This is a genomic window from Kitasatospora sp. NPDC056076 (assembly GCF_042266305.1).
GTDB lineage: Bacteria > Actinomycetota > Actinomycetes > Streptomycetales > Streptomycetaceae > Kitasatospora.
The window spans coordinates 67,720-82,475 of the sequence record NZ_JBHJWG010000041.1; the positions used below are offsets into that span (position 1 = coordinate 67,720).

Genomic DNA, 14,756 nt, shown 5'->3' on the forward strand with positions numbered 1-14,756 from the left:
TGCCGTGCCCGGATGTGGAGCCCGGGGGCCTGACGGGAGATCCACCCGCATGCTCGATAACACCGATCCGCAGCAGACTGCGGCCACGGAACAGAACGAAACCGCCGCGACCGGTGGTGAGGGCGCGTCCGCCGCGCCGCCGCGCCGTCGCCGCCGGGCGGTGTCCCGCCCGGCGGGCACCCCGCAGGGTGCGGCTGCCGAGACGGCCGAGACGGTGGTCCCGGTCGAGCCGACGGCCGTTGCGGCCGAGGCGCCCGCCGAGGCGGCGCCGGCGGCCGAGAAGCCGGTCCGGGCCCGCCGGACCCGCAAGCGTGCCGAGGCTCCGGCCGGTGCTCCGGAGGAGACCGCGATCGTGGTCACCGCACCGGAGGCCGAGGCGAAGGCCACGGAGACGAAGACCACGGAGGCGAAGGCCGAGGAGAAGGCGGAGAAGCCCGTTCGGGCCCGTCGGACCCGCAAGAAGGCCGAGGCCGCGGTCGAGGAGCCGGTGGCCGCCGCCCCCGCCCCGGTCGTCGAGCCGGTCGTGGAGCCGGTTGCCGAGCCGGTGGCCGAGGAGACCCCGGCCGCTCCGGCCCGCCGCCCGCGCCGCCGTCGCGTGGTCGAGGCCGCGCCGGTGGTCGAGGCCCCGGTGGAGGAGCCGGTGGCCGAGGAGCCCGCCGTCGAGGAGGAGCCCGCCGAGGAGGAGGCCGTCGAGGCCGTCGCCGAGGCCCCGGTCGCCGCCGAGCCGGTCGCCGCCCCCGCCCCCGCCCCCGCCCCGGCCGCCGAGGCCGAGCCGCACCACCGGGTGCGCCGCCGCGCCGTGCGCCCGGCCACCGCAGTCTTCCAGGCCCCGGTGTTCCAGGAGCCCGCCCCCTACGTCGCGCCCGCCGCGCCGCAGCAGCCCGCCGCCGCCCCGGCGCCGGTCGAGGCCGCCCCGGCCGTCGAGGCCGAGCGCCAGGACGAGGACGAGTACGAGTACAGCGGTGTCGGCCGCCGCCGCCGGGTCCGCACCCGGGTCGAGCCGAACCGTCGCAGGACGGCCGCCGAGGCGCCGGCCAAGGCCGCCCCGGCCAAGTCGGCCCCGGCCAAGGCCGCTGCGGTGAAGACCGCTCCGGTCAAGGCCGCTCCGGTGAAGGCCGCTCCGGTCGAGGTCCCGGTCGTCGAGGAGCCCGTCGTGGAGGCCCCCGTCGCCGGTCCGGAGGCCGAGGACGAGTGGGAGGACGGCCGTCCGTCCCGCCGCCGCCGTCGGGGCGGCCGTCGCCGCCGCCGTGGCGAGGCCGAGGACTTCGAGGCCGCCGAGGCCGTCGAGACCGAGCAGCCCGCCGCCGAGGAGTCGACCCGGGCGGTCGCCGACGAGGACGACGAGGACGACGACGACCTGGCCGCCGGCCTGTCCTCGTCGCGCCGCCGTCGCCGCCGTCGCCGCCGCAGCGGTGAGGCCGGCGCCGTCGAGGCCGCCGAGACCACGGAGGACGGCGTCCGCACGGTGGTGAAGGTGCGCGAGCCGCGCCGCCGCTCCACCGAGCCGTCCTTCGACCCGGACGAGGTGCAGTCCATCAAGGGCTCGACCCGTCTGGAGGCGAAGAAGCAGCGCCGCCGCGAGGGCCGCGAGCTGGGCCGCCGCCGGGTGCCGATCATCACCGAGGCCGAGTTCCTGGCCCGCCGGGAGTCGGTCGAGCGCGTCATGGTGGTGCGCCAGAACGGCCAGCGCACCCAGATCGGCGTGCTGGAGGACGGCGTGCTGGTCGAGCACTACGTCAACAAGGAGCAGGCCACCTCGTACGTCGGCAACGTCTACCTGGGCAAGGTCCAGAACGTGCTGCCGTCCATGGAGGCCGCGTTCGTCGACATCGGCAAGGGCCGCAACGCGGTGCTGTACGCCGGTGAGGTCAACTTCGGTGCGCTGGGCCACGGCGGCCCGCGCCGGATCGAGTCGGTGCTCAAGTCCGGCCAGTCCGTGCTGGTCCAGGTCTCCAAGGACCCGATCGGCCACAAGGGCGCCCGCCTGACCAGCCAGATCTCGCTGCCCGGCCGCTACCTGGTGTACGTGCCCGAGGGCTCGATGACCGGCATCTCGCGCAAGCTGCCCGAGAACGAGCGGGCCCGCCTCAAGCAGATCCTCAAGAAGATCGTCCCGGACGACGCGGGCGTGATCGTGCGCACCGCCGCCGAGGGCGCCTCCGAGGAGGAGCTGACCCGCGACGTCCAGCGCCTCCAGCAGCAGTGGGAGGACATCCAGAAGAAGGCCGCGACCGGCAACGCCCCGGCGCTGCTGTACGGCGAGCCGGACATGACCGTCCGGGTCGTCCGCGACATCTTCAACGAGGACTTCACCAAGGTCATCGTCTCCGGCGACGAGGCGTGGAAGACCATCCACGAGTACGTCTCCAACGTGGCGCCGGACCTCGCCGAGCGGCTCCAGCGGTGGACCTCCGAGGTGGACGTGTTCGCCACCTACCGGATCGACGAGCAGCTGATGAAGGCGCTGGACCGCAAGGTCTGGCTGCCCAGCGGCGGTTCGCTGGTGATCGACCGCACCGAGGCGATGATCGTCATCGACGTCAACACCGGGAAGTTCGTCGGCCAGGGCGGCAACCTGGAGGAGACGGTCACCCGGAACAACATCGAGGCGGCCGAGGAGATCGTGCGCCAGCTGCGGCTGCGCGACCTCGGCGGCATCATCGTGATCGACTTCATCGACATGGTCCTGGAGTCCAACCGCGACCTGGTGCTGCGCCGGCTGCTGGAGTGCCTGGGCCGGGACCGGACCAAGCACCAGGTGGCCGAGGTCACCTCGCTGGGCCTGGTCCAGATGACCCGCAAGCGGGTCGGCCAGGGCCTGCTGGAGTCCTTCTCCGAGGCCTGCGTGCACTGCAACGGCCGCGGCGTGATCGTGCACATGGAGCAGCCGAGCGCCCACGTCCACGCCCCGGCGGCCACCGCCGTCGAGGCGGGCCCGGGCAGCGGCAAGCGCCGTCGCCGGGGCAAGGGCGGCGCGGGCCACGAGGAGCCGCAGGCCGTCGAGGCCGGGTCGGTGGCCGAGGCCGTCGCCGAGGCGTTCGAGGAGCCCGCCGAGCCGGTGCGCGAGGAGATCGAGGGCCAGCTGGCCCTGGAGGTCCCGGGTGTCGAGGCCCCGGCCGTCGGGACCGTGGTGGTCGAGACGCCGAAGGCCGTGGAGGTGGAGGCCCCGGTGGCCGAGGCCCCCGCCGCCGCTCCGGCCGGCCGTCCGCGCCGCCGCGCGGTGCGCAAGGCGACGGCTCCGGCCGGTGCCCCGCAGGCCGCCGAGATCGTGGTGCTGCAGGCGAAGGCCGACGCGGCCCTGGAGGCGGCCCTGGCCGCCGCCGCCCCGGCCGCCGAGCCGGCGGTCGAGGTCGTGGCCGAGCCCGTCGCGGAGGTGGCCCCGGAGGCCGCCGCCGGGACCGCCGTCGCGGAGACCGAGGTCGTCGAGACCCCGGCCGCGGAGGAGGCCCCCGCCGAGGAGGCGTCGGCCGAGGAGGCCCCGGCGCCGAAGAAGCGGGCCGCCCGCAAGACCGCCGCGAAGAAGACCGCCGCCAAGAAGACCACCACGGCGGCCAAGAAGACCACCGCCCGCAAGACCGCGACCAAGCGGACGAGCGCGGCGGCCAAGAAGGCCGCGGCCGCCGAGGGTGATACGGCGTCCGAGTAGTGCCCACGCCGGGGGCGGGAGTCCTTCCCGCCCCCGGTCGTACCGGCCGGTTTGCCCCCTGGGCGGCCGGTCCGTATTCTTGACCATCGGCGTGTCTACGCCGCGCTCCCGAGCACATCACCTCTCCGAGAGCACCGCGCCCCGTGCGCGCGCGTTCGGAGGGAGGCCCCTGTGTCCGTACCCAGGTGGCTGGCGTCGGGAGTTCCGACCGAGTTGGGAAAGTAGGTACCGCATGTACGCGATCGTTCGCGCAGGCGGCCGCCAGCACAAGGTCGCCATCGGCGACGTGCTGGAGATCGACCGTATCGAGGCCAAGCCGGGTGACTCGGTGGAGTTCTCGACCATCCTGGTCGTCGACGGTGACGCCGTCACCTCCGACCCGTGGGTCCTGGCCGGCGTGAAGGCTCACGCCGAGGTGGTCGACCAGACCAAGGGCGACAAGATCGTCATCCTGCGCTACAAGAACAAGACCGGCTACCGCCGTCGTCAGGGTCACCGTCAGAAGCACACCGCGGTGCGCATCACCAGCATCGACTCGGTCAGCAAGTAAGGGGATAGCGAAAAATGGCACACAAGAAGGGCGCAAGCTCTACTCGTAACGGCCGTGACTCGAACGCCCAGCGCCTCGGCGTGAAGCGCTTCGGTGGCCAGGTCGTCTCGGCCGGCGAGATCCTCGTCCGCCAGCGTGGCACCCACTTCCACCCGGGTGCCGGTGTCGGCCGTGGTGGCGACGACACCCTGTTCGCGCTGACCGCCGGTGCGGTGCAGTTCGGCAACCGTCGCGGCCGCAAGGTCGTCAACATCGTGGCCGTCGAGGCCTGAGTCCGAACGGACTCCCGAGTCTGACAGGACTCACACTGAAGGGTGGGCCGGAATTCTCCGGTCCACCCTTCGCGCTTTACGCAGAAGAACCCTTCCCCGTACTGGAGGCACAACCATGACCACCTTCGTGGACCGCGTCGAACTGCACGTCGCCGCGGGTAACGGAGGCCACGGCTGCGCCTCCGTTCACCGTGAGAAGTTCAAGCCGCTCGGCGGACCGGACGGGGGGAACGGCGGTGAGGGCGGCAGTGTCATCCTGACCGTGGACGCGCAGGTCACCACCCTGCTCGAGTACCACCACTCGCCCAAGCGCAAGGCCACCAACGGCAAGCCGGGCGCGGGCGGCAACCGCACCGGCGCCGAGGGCTCCGACCTCGTCCTGCTGGTGCCGGACGGCACCGTGGTGCTGGACCGCCAGGGCAACGTGCTCGCCGACCTGGTCGGCCACGGCACCAGCTTCGTCGCCGCCCAGGGCGGCCGCGGCGGCCTCGGCAACGCCGCGCTCTCCTCGGCCCGCCGCAAGGCGCCCGGCTTCGCGCTGCTCGGCGAGCCCGGCGAGGCCCGCGACATCGTGATGGAGCTCAAGTCCGTCGCCGACGTGGCGCTGGTCGGCTACCCGAGCGCCGGCAAGTCCTCGCTGATCTCGGTGCTCTCCGCCGCCAAGCCGAAGATCGCGGACTACCCGTTCACCACCCTGATCCCCAACCTCGGCGTGGTCACCGCGGGCGAAACCGTCTACACCATCGCCGACGTGCCCGGCCTGATCCCGGGTGCCAGCCAGGGCCGGGGCCTGGGCCTGGAGTTCCTGCGGCACGTCGAGCGCTGCTCGGTGCTGGTGCACGTGCTGGACTGCGCCACCCTGGAGCCCGGCCGCGACCCGCTGACCGACCTGGAGACCATCGAGGCCGAGCTCGCCGAGTACGGCGGTCTGGAGGACCGCCCGCGCCTGGTCGCGCTCAACAAGGTGGACGTCCCGGACGGCCAGGACATCGCCGACCTGACCCGTGCCTCGCTGGAGGAGCGCGGCTACCAGGTGTACGAGGTCTCCGCCGCCTCCCGCAAGGGCCTGCGCGAGCTGAGCTTCGCGGTGGCGAAGATCGTCGCCGAGGCGCGCGCCGCCAAGCCGGCCGAGGAGTCCACCCGGATCGTGATCCGGCCCACGGCCGTCGACGACGAGGGCTTCACCATCGAGGAGGAGGACGGCTCCTACCGCATCCGCGGCGTCAAGCCGGAGCGCTGGGTCCGCCAGACCGACTTCAGCAACGACGAGGCCGTCGGCTACCTGGCCGACCGGCTGGCCCGCCTCGGCATCGAGGACCGGTTGTGGAAGGTCGGCGCCCGTGAGGGCGACACCGTCATCATCGGCCCGGAGGAGAACGCCGTCGTCTTCGACTGGGAGCCGACCATGGCCGCCGGCGCCGAGATGCTCGGCCGCCGTGGTGAGGACCACCGGATGGAGACCCAGCGCCCGGCGGTCGACCGCCGCCGCGAGAAGCAGAAGGGCCGGGACGCGGCCGAGGCCGAGTACCTCGCCTTCGAGGCGCTCTCCAGCGGCCGGCAGGCCGCGATCGAGGACGACGAGGAGCACTGAGTCGACCCCGCCGCGCAGCGGACGGCCCCGCCACCTCGACAGGTGGCGGGGCCGTCCGCTGTGTTGCGGCATGACGCGCCGTCACCTCGCCCGAGGGGTCCGGAGCTTGAGCGGGGCCGGTCCAGCCGGTGAAACCCCCTGGGGGTGACCTGCGCGGATCGCGTAGATTTCGGCCATGGCGGCCGGGCCGGGCCCCGCCGCACCCGCACCACACCGGAAGGGCGTACAGCGAGATGAGCGAGGACTCACTGCGGGAGGAGGTGCTGACCGCACGGCGGATCGTGGTCAAGGTCGGCTCCTCCTCACTCACCACGGCGGCCGGCGGCCTGGACGCCGACCGGGTGGACGCCCTGGTGGACGCGCTCGCCAAGGCGCGCAGCCGCCCGGAGCCGCCCGAGGTGGTGCTCGTCTCCTCCGGTGCCATCGCCGCCGGGCTCGCCCCGCTCGGTCTGGACAAGCGGCCCAAGGACCTGGCCCGCCAGCAGGCCGCGGCCAGCGTCGGCCAGGGGCTGCTGGTCGCGCGGTACACCGCCTCCTTCGCCCGGTACGGCATCCGGGTCGGCCAGGTACTGCTCACCGCCGAGGACGCCAGCCGCCGCGCCCACTACCGCAACGCCTACCGGACGCTGGACCAGCTGCTGGCGATGGGCGCGATGCCGGTCGTCAACGAGAACGACACCGTCGCCACCGCCGAAATCAAGTTCGGGGACAACGACCGGCTCGCCGCGCTGGTCGCCCACCTGGTCCGGGCCGACCTGCTGGTGCTGCTCTCCGACGTGGACGGCCTCTACGACGGCGACCCGTCCCGGCCCGGCACCAGCCGGATCGCCGAGGTGAGCGGCCCGCACGACCTCGACGGCATCCAGATCGGCAGCGCCGGCAAGGCGGGCGTGGGCACCGGCGGCATGGTCACCAAGGTGGAGGCGGCCCGGATCGCCACCGGCGCGGGCATCCCGGTGGTGCTCACCGCCGCCAGCCACGCCGCCGACGCGCTGGCCGGGCGGCCCACCGGCACGCTCTTCCGGCGCACCGGCAGCCGCACCTCCGACCGGATGCTCTGGCTGGCCCACGCCAGCAGCCCGCGCGGCGCCCTGCACCTGGACGCGGGCGCGGTCGAGGCGGTCGTCTCCGGCGGCGCCTCGCTGCTGCCCGCCGGGGTGACCAAGGTCGACGGGGACTTCGCCGCGGGTGATCCGGTGGACCTTCTTGCCGAAAACGGCCACATCGTGGCCCGCGGACTGGTCAACTTTGATGCGAGGGAGTTGCCCCGCCTGCTCGGCCGGTCCACCCGCGACCTGGCCCAGGAGTTCGGCGCCGGGTACGAGCGGGAGGTCGTCCACCGCGACGACCTGGTCGTTCTGCACGGCTGACCGGCCGTACGGCCGGCAGCGGCCGGACGGCGCGGCGCGGTCGGCGGGCCGCTCCGTACGGGAGCGGACCGGCCGCGGGCGAGGAGGGGCGCAGCCGTACCGGTCGGCCGGGGGCCGGCGGGCCGGTACGGGACGACACGAGATCGCCGAACAGGAGGCCGCCGGTGGAACGCAGGCGCGAGGCAGCGCTGACCGGAGGGACGGCGGGCCGGCGGCTGACCAGCATCGACGGCGGACGCGGGGACGGCCCCGCCGAGCCGGCCGGTCCGCCGTCGCAGGGGCCCGGCGGGGTGCGCCGGCTGCGGCCGCAGCGCGCGCAGGCGGCGGATCCGCCGAGCGTGCCGGAGCAGGCCCGGCTGTGGCACGTGGTGCTGAGCGTGGCCGGGCAGACCACCCCGCTGTCCGCGCTGCGGGCCTCGCTGGAGCGGCTGGCGCACGACCACTCGTTCTTCCTGACCGCCCGCTACGCGGCCGACCACGCCGAGATCCGCTACTGGGAGCAGGCCCGGGACCTGCACGACGCGGCGGCGATAGCGCTGCGGCTGTGGGGCGAGCACAAGGTGACCGCGAGCCTGCCGCCGTGGGAGATCGTCGGGCTGGAAGTGGTCGACCGGGCGACGTACCGCAAGCGGGTCGCCGAGGGCTTCGGCGATCCGCCGCCGCACCTGGGCGGGGTGCACCCGTACTGAGGGAGGGGTGCGGCCGTACCGAGGGCGGGGCGCGCTCGCGCCGAGGGCGCGCGGAGCCGTCCGGGCGCCGTCTCACCGGGCGAAATGACGGCTCGGCGGCGCGGGGGCAGTCGCTACCCTTGGCGGCATGACCAACGACCTCGCCACCGCCGACAGCCCCGTCCTCGCCGTAGCGCGCCGTGCCCGGGAGGCGGCCGCCGCGCTCGCCCCGCTGCCGCGCCGGGCCAAGGACGCCGCGCTGCTGGCGATCGCGGACGCGCTGGTCGCCCGCAGCGCCGAGATCGTCGCGGCCAACGCCGAGGACGTGGCCCGGGCCCGCGCGGCGGGGACGGCCGAGTCGGTGGTCGACCGGCTGAGCCTGACCGGCGAGCGGATCGCCGCGATCGCCTCGGACGTGCGGGACGTGGCCGGCCTGGCCGACCCGGTCGGCGAGGTGGTGCGCGGCTACACCCTGCCGAACGGCCTGGACGTGCGTCAGGTGCGGGTGCCGCTCGGCGTGGTCGGCATCATCTACGAGGCCCGGCCGAACGTCACCGTGGACGCCGCCGCGCTCTGCCTCAAGTCCGGCAACGCGGTGCTGCTGCGCGGCTCCGCCTCCGCCTACCGCTCCAACACCGCGCTGGTCGCCGTCCTGCGGGACGCCGTCGTCGCGGCCGGGCTGCCGGCCGACGTCATCCAGCTCGTCCCGGGGGAGAGCCGGGACTCGGTGCAGGAGCTGATGCGCGCCCGCGGCCTGGTCGACGTGCTGATCCCGCGCGGCGGCGCCTCGCTGATCCGCACCGTGGTCGAGGGTTCGACCGTCCCGGTGATCGAGACCGGCACCGGCAACTGCCACGTGTACGTGGACGCCCGGACCGACCTGGCGATGGCCGTCGGCATCCTGCTGAACTCCAAGGCGCAGCGGGTCAGCGTCTGCAACTCCGCCGAGACGCTGCTGGTGCACCAGGACGTCGCGGACGCCTTCCTGCCGCTCGCGCTGGCCGCCCTGGCCGGGGCCGGGGTGACGGTGCACGGCGACGAGGCGGTGCTCAAGGCCGCCGAGGGCACCGGCGTCACCGCGGTGCCCGCCACCGACGAGGACTGGGGCGCCGAGTACCTCTCGTACGACCTGGCGGCGGCCGTGGTGCCCTCGCTGGACGCGGCCGTGGAGCACATCCGCCGCTGGTCCTCGGGCCACACCGAGGCGATCGTCACCACCTCGCAGGCCGCCGCCCGCCGGTTCACCCAGTTGGTGGACTCGACCACGGTGGCCGTCAACGCCTCCACCCGGTTCACCGACGGCGGTGAGTTCGGCTTCGGCGCGGAGATCGGCATCTCCACCCAGAAGCTGCACGCCCGCGGCCCGATGGGCCTGCCGGAGCTGACCAGCACCAAGTACATCGTCACTGGTGACGGGCACGTCCGCGGCGAGGAGACGCAGACCGTGGGTGGGGGCGCGGACGCCGAGTGAGGGCGGGGCGCGGGCGCCGAACGGGGCGCCGCGCGGGGCGGCCGTCACACGGGTGACGGACCAACTGCCGGGAGCCACAGACAAATCGCCCGGCCGGTAATACGCTGAATCCGTGGCTGAGGATGTGGGGGGCTTGCCGTACCCCGACGGCGCCGACCACGGTGGTGCGGACGACGAGTTCGCCACCGTGGTCTTCGATGAGGCCTTCGTCCGGTCCGCCGCCGTGCACGAGCCGACCGCCAAGGAGCGGCAGCTCGCCGCCGCCGAGGCACGGTTCGAGCCGGACTCCGCGGGACCGGGCTGGAGCTATGACGTGCCGGCTGCGGACGGGCTTCCGCTGGAGCTGCGCCCGTACCCGAGCGGACTCGACGAGGACCACCTCTACCCCGACCCCTGGTCGGGCCCGGGCCGGGCGACCGGCCGCCGGGGCCGGCGGTGGGGGCGGCGCTACGACCCGGTGCGGGCCCGCGGACGGTACGTGGCCCAGCAGCGCTGGCACCGGCCGGTGGCCTGGGTGCTCGCCGTGATCATGGGCGTGAGCCTGGTGGCGGTGGCGGTCGCGGCCGTCTACCAGGGCGTGGGCGGCTCCTCGGGGGCGCCCCGGCGCCCGGAGTCCGGCAGCAGCAGCCCGGGCGCGGACCCGCGGTCGGTGCCGGCCGAGCCGTCACTGGCGGCGTCGACGCCCTAAGGGAGTGTCCGGGGGCGCACGCCCCGGGGCGGTGGTCACGGAGCGTTCCCGGCAATCTGCGCCGGGGCCCTCGTGGCGGGCCCGGTGTGCGCCTACCCTGGTGCTATGGGTGACCCGCGCGAGCCTCCTGAGGGTACGCCCGAGGGCGGTTCCGGCAATGAGGACGAGTTCCGGTCCGTCGTCTTCGACGAGTCGTTCGTCCGGGCTGCCCGGATCCAGGAACTGTCCGCCCGGGAGCGGCTCGCGGGCTCCTTCGGCAAGGCCACCCGGGCCCGGGTGCGGCTCGGGCCGCTGGGCAGCGTGCCGCGTCAGGCGCTGGCCCTGCTGCTGCTCATCCTGCTGGCCTTCGGGGCCGCGGTGTACTTCGGGGTGAACTCGCCCAAGGGGATCCCGGCCCGGCCGGAGGGCAGTCAACTGACCGTCAGCCTGGTCGCGTTGAGCCCGGCTTCGGCCGTGCGCCCGGTCGCCGACCCGGCGCACCCGTTCGCGGCGCTGCCGACCGGGTACGGCGACGGGGCGGCCGGACTGAACACCCCGAGCGGCGCGGGCACCGAGCACTTCAGCAAGGTCGAGGTGACCAAGGCCCTCGACACCGTGCAGCGCTACCTGGTCGCCTCCTCGCTGGCGCCGGCGGAGCTGGTCCAGGGCGCCACCACGGACGTGCGGGTCTTCGTCACGCCCGGTGAGCAGGCCCAGTTCGACGCGAGCGTCGCCCAGCCGGTGGACGACCGGCACCACGCGGTGACCGGCTGGATCGTCCGCTTCGACCCGGCGCAGGTCGCGCTGGCCTCCGACACCGTGAAGGTGGTCGGCGCGATGCGGGTCGACGAGTCGGACGGCGGCACGCTGCAGATCACCACCGACCACACCTTCGTCTACGCGTTGAAGCCCGCCGGCGCCCCGGCCGGCGCCCCGGTCACCCTGGAGACGGTGCGGCGCGAGCTGACCTTCCAACTGGACCGGGTCGACCTGGGGCAGGCGCAGCTGCGGCTGGTGGACGCGGTGCTGCAGGCCGGCCCGGAGCCGTGCACCGCCTCGATGGCGGGCTTCCTGCAGCCGGTGCTGGCCACCGCGCAGGGCACTGCGGTGGCCGCGCCGACGCCGGTCGACCCGGGCAACCACGCGCGGCCGGCCTGGCAGGTGTGCGGGGTGCTGGCCGGGAGCTGAGCGGGGCGGGCGTCGGGGTGGCGGCGGCGTCGGGGGCGTCTTGGGCAGCGGGGCGGCGGCGGGGTGGCCGGTGACCCGGGCGGGGCACCGGCCGTCCCGTCGGAGGGGGCGAGGGAGAGGGCGGGGGCGGGGGTCAGCCGTCGGTGCGGTTCCCGGAGTCGCCGCGCTCCCCGGAGCCGTTGCGGGGGCCGGAGTCGTTGCGGCCGCCACCGGTGAAGGTGTCCCGCAGCTTGCCGCCGACCGTCGCGGCGCCGCCGGCCACGTCCCGCAGCAGGCCCATCAGCGGGTCCTTGCTCTCCTTCACCGAGGTTGTGTAGTGCTCGGCGGCGGCCTTCCACTGCTCGCCGACCGAGGTGTCCGGGTCGTCGGTGCGGCGCGGGTAGGCGCCGGCCAGGATCGAGCGGTACTCGTCGCTCTCCGCCCACTTCTTGAGCTGGGCGACCCGGACCACCGCGAACGGGTGGGTCTGCGGCAGCAGCTGGAGCAGCTTGAGCACGCCGTCGCGCAGGTCCCCGGCCTTCTCGTACTCCTCGGCCTGCTCCAGGAAGGCGTCGACGTTCATCTCGGCCAGGTTGTGCCCGCCGGCCAGCTTCATCAGGGCCCGCATGGACGCCTGGAGGTCCTGCCCGGCGAGCAGGCCGGCCCGGTCGCTGGACAGCTCGGCCTTGCGGAACCACTCCTTGAGCGCGGTGACGATGGCCATGATCGCCAGGTTGCCGAGCGGCACCCAGGCGATCCGGGTGGCGATGTTGGTGAGGATCATCAGCATCGTCCGGTAGACCGCGTGGCCGGACATCGCGTGGCCGACCTCGTGGCCGATGACGGAGCGCAGCTCCTCCTCGTCCAGCAGCTCGACCAGGCCGCTGGTGACCACGATGATCGGGGTGTCGATGCCGATGGTGAACGCGTTGACCGTCGGGTCCTGGCTGACGTACAGGTCCGGGACCTGCTCCAGGTCGAGCACGTAGGCGGCGTCGCGGACCATGCCGTACAGCTCGGGGAACTGGCGCTCGGAGGTCTTCACGGCGGTGGCCAGGAACATCAGCCGGATCGAGCGCTCGGAGACCAGCCCGGCGAGCTTGCGCAGGACGTCGTCGAAGCCGGAGAGCCGGCGCAGGGCGACCAGCGCCGAGCGGTCGGCGGGGTGCTCCCAGGCCCGGGTGGAGATCTCGGGGAAGCGTTGACGACGGCGGCTCGGTGCGTTCGCGGTCGTGTCGGTCATGGTCTGCGTACCTCCTGGTCGACGGCGGCCTCGGCGCAGCGCCCGGCCCCCCGCTGGTCTTCGCCGGCAGTGACTCGTCTGCAACGACTGCCTGTGCAACGTCCGCGGTTGCGTACTCGTCCCCGGGCCCGCCCCCGGGCACGGCCGCGGTGGCGGTGCGGCGGCGGCTTGGCGGCGGGGCGGGGGCGGGCCGGGCGCGGCGCGGGGGCCGGTGGGCGCTGCCGGTGTGAGGCGGGTTTACCCTGAATGCCCTGGAGAACCGAGACCGGACCCGGCCGCGGTACCGAGCAGTTCGAGGAGTCCCTCAGATGTCCACCGAAGCGCTGGTCAGCCTGGCCGCACCCATCTCCGACGAGGCCGGCCCGGGCCTGTTCCTGCGGATCATCGTGATCGCCTCCTTCGTCGGGATCGGCCTGCTGGTCTGGATCATGGCCCGCGCCTTCCGGGGCCAGTAGACGCCGCGTCCCCCTCGGTTCGCTCACGCCCGGTCAGCGGCGGTGGGCCGCCGAGCGGTTGCCGCGTAACCCCCCGTACGATGACGGGTGGGCCCTCACCGGCCCGGAACCACCCCCAGGTCCGTCACCGAGCCGAGAAGGTCCCGCCGACCATGAGCACTGCTGCCGCACTCCCCGCCCTGAACCTCCTCGCCGAGGGGGGCAACCACGACAGCCTCAACCCGCTGCTGACGGGTGGCGCCGCGCTGTTCATCCTGGTTCTCCTGCTCTTCATCACCACCCGCTTCAACCGGGACCGCTGAGCTCCGTCCCGGGACCGCTCGGGGAGCGTCCGGCCGGTGCGCCGGCCGCTCCCTCACGCATCTGCGGACAACCCCCACACGGGCGTTCCCGCACCGCAACGGGCGTCGCGTAAGGTGTGGCGGCATGGGAGAGCAGGCCGGGAATCCCGGCGGACCGGAACCGGTGAAGAAGCGCCTCGGGGTGATGGGCGGCACCTTCGACCCGATCCACCACGGCCACCTGGTAGCCGCGAGCGAGGTGGCGAGCGCGTTCCACCTGGACGAGGTGATCTTCGTCCCGACCGGTGAGCCGTGGCAGAAGAGCGACCGCCAGGTCACCCCGGCCGAGGACCGCTACCTGATGACGGTCATCGCCACCGCCGAGAACCCGCAGTTCTCGGTGAGCCGGATCGACATCGACCGCGAGGGCCCGACCTACACCGTCGACACCCTGCGCGACCTGCACTCCCTGCACCCGGCCGCGGACCTCTTCTTCATCACCGGCGCCGACGCGCTGGCCCAGATCCTGTCCTGGCACGACTCGGACGAACTCTTCTCGCTGGCCCACTTCATCGGTTGCACCCGTCCGGGGCACACTCTGTCGGACGCCGGGCTTCCGGTGGGCGGGGTCTCCCTGGTGGAGGTCCCGGCGTTGGCCATCTCCTCCACGGACTGCCGCAACCGGGTCGCCAAGGGCGAGCCGGTCTGGTACCTCGTCCCGGACGGGGTGGTCCGCTACATCGACAAGCGGGCGCTCTACGCGCCGCACGGGACCTGAGCCAGGAGCGGGCGTGACCGATCGCAGCGGTAACGGCAGCGGCAACGGCGGGCAGCCGCAGGAGTGGTCCACCGGCCAGTACCAGCAGCCGTACCAGCAGTCGTACCAGGTCCAGGGCCAGGGCGAGGGGCACCCGCAGGGGCAGCAGCAGCCCCCGGCGTACGGGCAGCAGTACGAGGAGCAGCCGTACGGGTCGCAGACGTACGACCAGTACGGGCAGCCGGTGTACGGGCAGGGCTCGTACAGCGGGCAGCAGGCCCAGGCCCAGGCCCAGGGCTACCAGCAGGGCGGGCAGTTCCCGCAGCAGCAGACGTACGGGCAGCAGGGGTACGAGCCGCAGCCGTACGAGCCGCCGACGTACGACCAGTACGGGCAGCCGGTGTACGGGCAGGACCCGTACGGGGGCTACCAGCAGCAGGGGTACCAGGCGTACCAGCAGCAGCCGTACCAGGCCGCACCGGCGGCGCCGGCCGGGCCGGTGGTCGCCGAGCCGCAGCCGACCGTGCCGCAGCCGTCCGCGCCGGAGCCGTCCGCCCCGGCGGGGCCCGCCGCCGTGCCGCCGCCGCGCCGCCGGACCCCCCGGCCGGGTGCGGAGGC

13 protein-coding genes and 1 pseudogene are annotated in these 14,756 nt (G+C 74.2%); 13 read left to right on the forward strand and 1 reads right to left on the reverse strand.

The window, feature by feature from the left end:
• The first annotated feature begins 49 nt into the window (after positions 1-49).
• From ACFC1T_RS28820 to ACFC1T_RS28860, 9 genes are all read left to right on the forward strand, one after another.
• Positions 50-3,646, forward strand: a complete 3,597-nt coding sequence (locus tag ACFC1T_RS28820; RefSeq protein ID WP_375893118.1) for a ribonuclease E/G — start codon at positions 50-52, stop codon at positions 3,644-3,646.
• Between the two features lie 232 nt (positions 3,647-3,878).
• Entirely contained in the window at positions 3,879-4,196 is a 318-nt protein-coding gene (gene rplU / locus ACFC1T_RS28825; protein ID WP_375893120.1) for a 50S ribosomal protein L21, read from the forward strand.
• Between the two features lie 14 nt (positions 4,197-4,210).
• On the forward strand, positions 4,211-4,468 hold the full coding sequence (gene rpmA / locus ACFC1T_RS28830; protein ID WP_030058248.1) for a 50S ribosomal protein L27: 258 nt from the start codon (positions 4,211-4,213) through the stop codon (positions 4,466-4,468).
• A gap of 115 nt (positions 4,469-4,583) precedes the next feature.
• Positions 4,584-6,059, forward strand: a complete 1,476-nt coding sequence (gene obgE / locus ACFC1T_RS28835) for a GTPase ObgE (RefSeq protein ID WP_375893123.1) — start codon at positions 4,584-4,586, stop codon at positions 6,057-6,059.
• A 233-nt stretch (positions 6,060-6,292) separates the two neighbouring features.
• Positions 6,293-7,429 carry a glutamate 5-kinase gene (gene proB / locus ACFC1T_RS28840; protein ID WP_375893124.1) on the forward strand — a complete coding sequence of 379 codons (1,137 nt, stop codon included), beginning with the start codon at positions 6,293-6,295 and terminating at the stop codon, positions 7,427-7,429.
• A 164-nt stretch (positions 7,430-7,593) separates the two neighbouring features.
• Positions 7,594-8,118 (forward strand): hypothetical protein, encoded by a 525-nt coding sequence (locus ACFC1T_RS28845; RefSeq protein WP_375893126.1) that lies wholly within the window; start codon positions 7,594-7,596, stop codon positions 8,116-8,118.
• A 127-nt stretch (positions 8,119-8,245) separates the two neighbouring features.
• The gene (locus tag ACFC1T_RS28850; RefSeq protein WP_375893128.1) at positions 8,246-9,568 is read left to right on the forward strand and encodes a glutamate-5-semialdehyde dehydrogenase; all 1,323 of its coding nucleotides are present in this window, start codon (positions 8,246-8,248) and stop codon (positions 9,566-9,568) included.
• A 112-nt stretch (positions 9,569-9,680) separates the two neighbouring features.
• Complete coding sequence (locus ACFC1T_RS28855) at positions 9,681-10,256, forward strand: hypothetical protein (RefSeq protein WP_375893129.1); 576 nt, start codon at positions 9,681-9,683, stop codon at positions 10,254-10,256.
• A 105-nt stretch (positions 10,257-10,361) separates the two neighbouring features.
• Entirely contained in the window at positions 10,362-11,423 is a 1,062-nt protein-coding gene (locus ACFC1T_RS28860) for a hypothetical protein (RefSeq protein WP_375893131.1), read from the forward strand.
• A 133-nt stretch (positions 11,424-11,556) separates the two neighbouring features.
• Here the strand turns inward: ACFC1T_RS28860 and ACFC1T_RS28865 are convergent, their stop codons facing one another.
• Complete coding sequence (locus tag ACFC1T_RS28865) at positions 11,557-12,645, reverse strand: M48 family metallopeptidase (RefSeq protein WP_375893132.1); 1,089 nt, start codon at positions 12,643-12,645, stop codon at positions 11,557-11,559.
• Between the two features lie 308 nt (positions 12,646-12,953).
• On the opposite strand from ACFC1T_RS28865, the gene ACFC1T_RS28870 reads away from it, so the two are divergent.
• The 4 genes and pseudogenes from ACFC1T_RS28870 to ACFC1T_RS28885 all read left to right on the forward strand — a co-directional run.
• Positions 12,954-13,100 (forward strand): hypothetical protein, encoded by a 147-nt coding sequence (locus ACFC1T_RS28870; RefSeq protein ID WP_188306314.1) that lies wholly within the window; start codon positions 12,954-12,956, stop codon positions 13,098-13,100.
• Positions 13,101-13,252: 152 nt separating this feature from the next.
• Positions 13,253-13,402 carry a hypothetical protein gene (locus tag ACFC1T_RS28875; protein ID WP_350505430.1) on the forward strand — a complete coding sequence of 50 codons (150 nt, stop codon included), beginning with the start codon at positions 13,253-13,255 and terminating at the stop codon, positions 13,400-13,402.
• A 124-nt stretch (positions 13,403-13,526) separates the two neighbouring features.
• Positions 13,527-14,159, forward strand: a complete 633-nt coding sequence (gene nadD, locus ACFC1T_RS28880; protein ID WP_375893133.1) for a nicotinate-nucleotide adenylyltransferase — start codon at positions 13,527-13,529, stop codon at positions 14,157-14,159.
• 13 nt (positions 14,160-14,172) lie between these two features.
• Positions 14,173-14,756, forward strand: a pseudogene (locus ACFC1T_RS28885) (hypothetical protein); the annotation flags it as partial.

Bases quoted from the DNA above. Each gene is read 5' to 3' on its own strand.
- nadD (WP_375893133.1), top strand. From the start codon at position 13,527: ATGGGAGAGCAGGCCGGGAATCCCGGCGGACCGGAACCGGTGAAGAAG.
- ACFC1T_RS28860 (WP_375893131.1), top strand. From the start codon at position 10,362: ATGGGTGACCCGCGCGAGCCTCCTGAGGGTACGCCCGAGGGCGGTTCC.
- rpmA (WP_030058248.1), top strand. From the start codon at position 4,211: ATGGCACACAAGAAGGGCGCAAGCTCTACTCGTAACGGCCGTGACTCG.
- ACFC1T_RS28820 (WP_375893118.1), top strand. From the start codon at position 50: ATGCTCGATAACACCGATCCGCAGCAGACTGCGGCCACGGAACAGAAC.
- obgE (WP_375893123.1), top strand. From the start codon at position 4,584: ATGACCACCTTCGTGGACCGCGTCGAACTGCACGTCGCCGCGGGTAAC.
- rplU (WP_375893120.1), top strand. From the start codon at position 3,879: ATGTACGCGATCGTTCGCGCAGGCGGCCGCCAGCACAAGGTCGCCATC.
- ACFC1T_RS28870 (WP_188306314.1), top strand. From the start codon at position 12,954: ATGTCCACCGAAGCGCTGGTCAGCCTGGCCGCACCCATCTCCGACGAG.
- ACFC1T_RS28875 (WP_350505430.1), top strand. From the start codon at position 13,253: ATGAGCACTGCTGCCGCACTCCCCGCCCTGAACCTCCTCGCCGAGGGG.
- proB (WP_375893124.1), top strand. From the start codon at position 6,293: ATGAGCGAGGACTCACTGCGGGAGGAGGTGCTGACCGCACGGCGGATC.
- ACFC1T_RS28865 (WP_375893132.1), bottom strand. From the start codon at position 12,645: ATGACCGACACGACCGCGAACGCACCGAGCCGCCGTCGTCAACGCTTC.
- ACFC1T_RS28850 (WP_375893128.1), top strand. From the start codon at position 8,246: ATGACCAACGACCTCGCCACCGCCGACAGCCCCGTCCTCGCCGTAGCG.